We start from the raw sequence: 6685 nt of genomic DNA on the forward strand, positions 1-6685 counted from the left end.
CCTGTACCCGACGGACCAACGTGAACGGGCCGACCCAGTGCTTCGAAGACGACGGCAACATCATCAAAAACGCCGCGCTCGCCACCGACCATAATCGCCAGACTGGCGTTCTCGGCCCCTTTCGTGCCGCCGGATACCGGTGCGTCCAAATGGGCAACGCCTAGGCGTTTCAACGCAGCGGAATGCGCGCGCGCGTGTTCAGGTTTCGCACTACACATGTCGATCCAGATCATCCCTGCTTGCAAAGCCGCGCGCACCTCTTCGTCCGCAAGCAACGCCTGCGTGGCAAAGCCGTCAGTAAGCATCGATATGACTACATCCGCACCCGTAATTGCTGCGCCCGCGCGCGCTGCTGTTTTCGCGCCCTCTAACACCAGCGGCGCAGCACGTTCAGGACTTCGGTTCCAGACTGTCAGATCAAAGCCCGCCGCAATCAAATTTCGCGACATCGGCGCGCCCATCAAACCGGTGCCAAGAAAAGTGACCTTGTGCTTTTGCCTCATCTGAAACCGTCCTTCGTTACGTTATTATCCAGGTAGGATATGGTCAAAACCAAAACTCTAACATACGCTAGCCGAAACACGCCAAGAGCCCAATCCAGATCCACTCATCTACCTAAAATACCGCACGCTAACCAGCATAGCGAACGCGCTGCTCACAGGGCAAAGACATGGGCAAACGGGCTGGAAACGCCTATTTTCGACATCCAAAGCAAGGACATCCAATGAAACTTCTTCGATACGGCCCCGTAGGGAACGAGAAACCGGGATTACTGGACAGTGCAGGCTTGTTGCGTGATTTGTCCGAACACATCAACGACATCACAGGCGACATGCTGGATGACGCAAGCCTTGCCAAGCTACGCGCGATTGATCCTGCCAGCCTGCCGATCGTGGAGGGCGAACAACGCCTCGGCGCCTGCGTTGGTAACATCGGCAAATTCCTGTGCATCGGCCTTAACTATTCCGATCATGCGGCGGAAACAGGGGCCGCAATACCCGAGCACCCGATCCTGTTCTTCAAGGCCAACTCTGCAATCGTTGGCCCCTATGACGATGTGGTCATGCCGCGCGGCTCGACAAAGACCGATTGGGAAGTGGAGCTAGGCGTCGTTATTGGCAAGACAGCGAAATACGTCACCAAAGAAACCGCGCTAGAGTATGTCGCGGGCTATTGCATCGTGAATGATGTCTCTGAGCGGCACTTTCAGGCCAATCTGACGGGCCAATGGACCAAAGGAAAGTCCTGCGACACCTTCGGTCCAACCGGTCCCTGGCTGGTGACGCGCGATGAAATCGAAGACCCCCAGAACCTTGATATGGCGCTGGATGTAAACGGCAAGCGCATGCAGACGGGCAACACATCAACGATGATCTTTAGCGTTGCTGAAATCATTGAACACCTTAGCCAGCTGTTTACGCTACATCCTGGCGATGTCATTTCCACAGGTACTCCGCCTGGCGTTGGCCTCGGGATCAAGCCTGAACCGGTCTTCCTCAAAAAAGGCGATGTGATGGACCTGACGATTCAGGGCCTTGGCCATCAGCGCCAGAACGTCGATCAGGATGCCTGAACTCCTGCAAATCGGTGGCATCACCGAAACGATGAAAGCGCGGCTTCAAAAGGTGTTCACCATCCATCAACTGGATGATTTCGATCCTGAAACAATCGAGTATGTGATTACCAATGGCCATGATGGCATCAAACCAGATCTCATGGCCGCGCTGCCCAATCTGAAACTTATCAGTGGGTATGGTGTCGGCTACGACGCCATCGACGCAATCGAGGCCGCGCGCCGTTCCATTGTCGTAACGCACACGCCAAACGTGCTGAATGAGGAGGTGGCGACAACGGCAGTTTTGCTAATGCTCGCCTGCTACCGCGAGGTCCTGCGCGATGACGCCTACGTGCGTTCGGGCGACTGGGCCGCAAAGGGCAGCGCCCCGCTCACCCGCTCTGCCGAAAACCAGACTGTCGGGATTTTGGGGCTCGGACGTATCGGGCAGGCGATCGCCGACAAGCTTGCCCCCTGGAATGCCAAGATCATCTATCATTCCCGCACCCCGAAGAACGTTGGCTATCCTTACTACGACGATCTGACAGAAATGGCTAAAGCCTGCGACACGTTGATCTGTATCACCCCGGGCGGCCCTGCAACGGCCAAAATCGTAAATGCAAAAGTCTTGGCGGCCCTCGGGCCCAACGGCACATTAATCAATGTCAGCCGTGGCTCGGTCGTCGATGAAACGGCGCTGATTGAAGCCTTGCAAAACGGCACGCTCGGCTGGGCGGGGCTGGATGTGTTTGACGCAGAGCCCGCCGTCCCCCAAGCGCTGCGCGATTTGCCTAACGTCGTCCTCTTGCCCCATGTCGGCAGCGCTACCGTTGAAACGCGCGCAGCTATGGGCGCGCTGACGGTGGACAACTTGCTGCAACACCTCAAGGATGGCACCGTCGTTACGCCCGTGCCTGAATGTGCCCATTTATAAAGCCACAAGGCTAAGGCATGCTTGGCCTCACAGGACCTTGCCCAAAGGCAAACATCCGGGAAGCCCGGCAGGCAGAACCAGCAAAGCGCCGGCCGCATATAGGCTTTTTCCCAGATTTGGCGTGTCCGATTTGATTGCGATCCAATGCGCCCCACCGCCGACAATTGCCATGTCCGCGGGCAAATGCGTTGTGAAATCAGACGCTGGAAACAACGCTACTGCGCCTGGTGCCGCATCGGTAAAGTACATCACTGACACCTGTAGCGCGAGCCACCCAGCGACGACCGCCGCCACGGATACGATCCAAGTTCTAATAGTCATGAATGTGTTCCAGGCGGTTGACCCGGCCGTCAATCCCGCGAAGCGCGATTGCCAGCTTGCTGACAGGAAGTAACACCAAATGGCGTGTATCGCTGTAACCCTGACGTTCAAAACTATAAAGGGCGTTCTCAAACGTTGGCTCGTCTGAGGTCATCGAAAACAGGATGTCGTCATTTCCAGCGATCTCGACAAACTCGCCGCCAGCTTGGGCCATTTGGAATAACAGTTCCGTCAACGCGCGATAGCGCGGCGTGTCGATTTCAATTCCTTGAGAACCCCGGTCGTCGATCACCTGAACGCCTTCATAAGCGCTCAAATCCGTCGCACTTAACCCCGATACGATCATCCGCAAACGCAGCGCATCAGGCTCCATATTAGCGACCGCCGCTGCGATAACCTGTGCATATTTGGCCTTTACGCCGTACTCGATACCAAGCGCAAAGCGACGCTCGCGGTCACGGAAAACCGCCGTTGCCGCATCGTCTAACGCTGCTGCATCGGTTGCAAAATCCCACCTGTACCACGGCACTTGTCGCAAAAACTGGCTGTATTGCGTCGCTTGTTGCGCCGAAAGATCATCCAGCGGCGCACGTGTATTGCCGCGCAGTGCCGTTGCAATGCGCCCTATCGTTTCCTCATAAAGCGCCTTCGCCAAAAGCTCAGCGGTAAAGCTGACACCAATCGTATAGATCGTCTGCTTGAACTCAGCCGGAAAACCGCCATGTGGCTCCGATGCTTTGGACAGGCTGCAAAGCGAGGTCCAAAAGCCGCCAATGGACGGCAAAAAGCGATAGTCATGCGGATCACCGCTGCGGATCACTTGCGCATAGTCATCATAGGCATGAACGATGTGCCATTCTGGATAAGTCAGAAGCGTGCGTCCTTCGGCCCTGTGATGCTCTGCAGGAAGCATCGCAGTATAGCTGGCCGCCTGCCCCGCTGGACGACAGGCAAGCTCGACGTAGCCGACAGGCGCAATGAGACCAACAATCAGAGCCAGTAGCGAAAGGCCGAGCCACTTGAAAAACCGCTTCATACATCCCGCCCGAACCTGAGCCCTGCAAACAATGCAATGCCCCCAAGCGCGATGTGCGGCAGGTTCGCCAGCACACGGAACAAGGTGAACGACAAACCCTCGGACGGATTGGTGAAAATCCCCATGTCCAGGTATCCGTAACCCGTGAAGAACCCAAAGACACCGTCGCCAAGATAAAGCGCGCCAAAGATCACCAAGAATATCTTGCTGGCGCGCGCACCCAGAAACGCGGCGCTTAGCGCCCAAAGGGCGGATACCAAATGCAAAGCGTCGTCAAACAGATCAAGCGCGAAGATACCAAAGGCAAGCCCGTCGTCATCCGTGATACCCGGCACGTAATTCAAAGCCGCCGCGCCAAGCAAAACAAAGAAATACGCGATAGCGGTTTTCCGGATCAAAGTCATAGCGCCCCCAAATATCTGTCCCAAAGGTTGTTTCGCAGCAGCAGATCAGGGTCCAAAACCCGCTTGGCCGCTGCGAACTCGCCAGCACGTTCGTACCCTTTCACAAGCTGATCTAGCCGCGCGTGCGGGCGGTAGGGCAAATAATATGTCCCGCCGATTGACGTCACCCCGTCTATCAGCGCCTGCGTCATGCGGCGCATATCCGCCTCGGCCCGCGCAGTCATTTCCTGACTGAACGACATCACCGCCGCGATACGCGGCACCGGCGCAAAAGCCAGCCAGCTATCAGGGTCCGTATCAACATAGCGAAGCGTCACGTTCAGAAATTCCTGATAGGACGAGGGGATCACCGCACGGCACACCTGAACAAACTCGGCAAAGCGATCTGGCGAAACGAAATATTCGTGCAAAATATCGGTGCGATCTGGATTGCGATCATCCAAAGTTACGACAGGTTCGTTGATAAGGCTGTTCCGCGTCGCAGGTCCGCTGGCAAGGCTTCGTGCCAGATCTGTTTCAAACCACCAGCGCACATGCTTCATCCGCTCGTTACCCAATTGCGCGCGGTAAACACGGCTGGCAATCTTGGACGCAGCGCCCGAGCCACCCGCAGCGGGCAGGTCGCTTTGATCCTCGCTTGGGCGATAGGTAATCATCAGCGCGTCCGACATAAAGTTCTCTCGATCAACGCTAAGGCGCCCATAGGCCATCGTGACGTTGTCATCTGCAAGTGCTTGCACGAAATGCGCGCCAAAGTCCTCGGCGGGCATTTCGGCATAGCTCGGCTCCAACCGCTGGTTTTCGGCAAGGTCCACGTCCATTTGCGTGATGATCCCGCTCAACCCGTAGCCACCCATAGTCATGCCAAACAATTCGGCGTTCTCGCTACGCGAACACGTCACCAAGTCACCATCGGGCATGACCATCTGGAAGGATCTGACCGTACTGCCCATCGGCCCTTCTTTTACAGGCCAACCATGGGCGTTCACGCAAAAAGTTGCGGCGATGCCAAAGTCATTGTTGGACTGCATCACGCGCGGCCCCAGCCCGATTGGATCGGCGATAGCAATCACATCACTCCAACGCGCCCCTGCATGCGCGCGCATTTGTCGGTTGGTCCTATCCACCTCGACGAACCCGTTCTCAAAGGTGATCGCATGCCCGTTGCGCGGAATGGCCTGCCCGCCCATCGAATGACGTGCCGCGCCGACATTGACGGCCCGTCCGTTCGCGCGCGCCTCGGCGAGTTCCGCTCTGATCGCTTTAACAAGCTGCGCGCCGGGGTCTTCGCGAAGGGTGATATGACGGAAAATCGGCGTCTCGCTTAGCCCGCTGGCATCGTTCAACACGCCCTTACCACCAGTGGGCTTAATAAACCGCGTGCCATCAAGCGTCGGGTTAGATGGGGACAGCGCTTTGGTGGCAAAGCCGCCAAGCAAAGCGCCCCCACCAAGCAAAGCCGCGCGCCGTGTGAATGTTTTCAAAGCCGCCAAAATCGCACCCTCGTTATGAACTTAACACTATATATCAATATCTTGAGCTGATATCCAAAGTATGGTTTCCCATACCTTGCACAATTCCCAGCCCCACAGTGCATTTCTAACGCGTCAGGTAGAACATGCAATCTGACGTTTTGCGCTAATAGCGCGTTCGGCTATTCGATCCAGCATAACGACTGGCTTGATAGGATTACCCGCTAAAGTATGCGCAGCCTGCCAAGTCTTGACCGCACCAGATCATTGCTGGACCTGAAGCGTCACCTGCATGGATTCCTGAGCATCGCCCATCCGCATGCCCGAAACAGGCGCTGCGTCGATTGAATCGCGTCCTACTGCCAGTTTGACATAGCGCTCATCGGGCGAAATCCCGTTCGAAATATCAAAGGCGACCCAGCCTATTCCCTCGATGTGGGCTTCGGCCCAAGCGTGGGTGGCGTCCTGATTGATGCGGTCATCCATCATCAGGTAGCCGCTAATGTAGCGCGCGGGAACACCGGCATGGCGCAGGACGGCGATGAAAATCTGCGCGTGATCCTGACAAACGCCGCCTCCAAGCGCGAGCGCTGCTTCTGCTGTGGTCGTCACATCTGTCACAGCGCCGCCATAAGGCACGTTGGCTAGAATTTGCGCCGAGAGCGCATGGAGTTCGGCCAAATCACCCGCAGGATTGGTGACCATTCTGGACAAGGCCGCAATTTCTGTTCCTGCTTTTGTGCGGTTGGTGGTTTGCCTGAAATGCCACAAGGGGGGCGCACCGTAAATTCGCCCGTAAATGCCGTTCGTTGCATGTGTCTCGACCTCACCCGACACGGTAAGTGAAATCTGCATAGCTGTTGAATGTCATTGAGAACTGACCCGGTAGCCCCATAAATTGTCACTGAGAATTGACCCATGTGAACACATGGCCCTGACGTTTTTGTTCGGGGAGATTTGGAG

8 protein-coding genes are annotated in these 6685 nt (G+C 56.3%); 2 read left to right on the forward strand and 6 right to left on the reverse strand.

Annotation, left to right across the window (positions count from 1 at the left end):
• A partial coding sequence (locus tag WBC85_RS05230) for an NAD(P)-dependent oxidoreductase (protein ID WP_424433680.1) occupies positions 1-503 on the reverse strand: 503 nt, incomplete at its 3' end.
• A gap of 221 nt (positions 504-724) precedes the next feature.
• Here WBC85_RS05230 and WBC85_RS05235 point away from each other — a divergent pair.
• Both WBC85_RS05235 and WBC85_RS05240 read left to right on the forward strand, forming a co-directional pair.
• Positions 725-1573 carry a fumarylacetoacetate hydrolase family protein gene (locus WBC85_RS05235; protein ID WP_424433682.1) on the forward strand — a complete coding sequence of 283 codons (849 nt, stop codon included), beginning with the start codon at positions 725-727 and terminating at the stop codon, positions 1571-1573.
• Entirely contained in the window at positions 1566-2489 is a 924-nt protein-coding gene (locus WBC85_RS05240; protein ID WP_424433684.1) for a 2-hydroxyacid dehydrogenase, read from the forward strand. The genes WBC85_RS05235 and WBC85_RS05240 overlap by 8 nt, the downstream gene beginning before the upstream one ends.
• A 27-nt stretch (positions 2490-2516) precedes the next feature.
• Here the strand turns inward: WBC85_RS05240 and WBC85_RS05245 are convergent, their stop codons facing one another.
• The 5 genes from WBC85_RS05245 to WBC85_RS05265 form a co-directional block, all read right to left on the reverse strand.
• Positions 2517-2810 (reverse strand): hypothetical protein, encoded by a 294-nt coding sequence (locus tag WBC85_RS05245; protein WP_424433686.1) that lies wholly within the window; start codon positions 2808-2810, stop codon positions 2517-2519.
• On the reverse strand, positions 2800-3846 hold the full coding sequence (locus tag WBC85_RS05250; protein WP_424433688.1) for a hypothetical protein: 1047 nt from the start codon (positions 3844-3846) through the stop codon (positions 2800-2802). Before WBC85_RS05250 ends, WBC85_RS05245 begins: the two co-directional genes overlap by 11 nt.
• Positions 3843-4250: a hypothetical protein gene (locus tag WBC85_RS05255; protein WP_424433690.1), complete on the reverse strand. Its 408-nt coding sequence runs from the start codon at positions 4248-4250 to the stop codon at positions 3843-3845. The genes WBC85_RS05250 and WBC85_RS05255 overlap by 4 nt, the downstream gene beginning before the upstream one ends.
• On the reverse strand, positions 4247-5734 hold the full coding sequence (locus tag WBC85_RS05260; RefSeq protein WP_424433692.1) for an FAD-binding oxidoreductase: 1488 nt from the start codon (positions 5732-5734) through the stop codon (positions 4247-4249). The genes WBC85_RS05255 and WBC85_RS05260 overlap by 4 nt, the downstream gene beginning before the upstream one ends.
• 252 nt (positions 5735-5986) lie before the next feature.
• Entirely contained in the window at positions 5987-6577 is a 591-nt protein-coding gene (locus WBC85_RS05265; protein ID WP_424433694.1) for a transglutaminase-like domain-containing protein, read from the reverse strand.
• Positions 6578-6685 lie beyond the last annotated feature (108 nt).

The organism is Planktotalea sp., from assembly GCF_049680325.1.
Classification (GTDB): Bacteria; Pseudomonadota; Alphaproteobacteria; order Rhodobacterales; family Rhodobacteraceae; genus Planktotalea.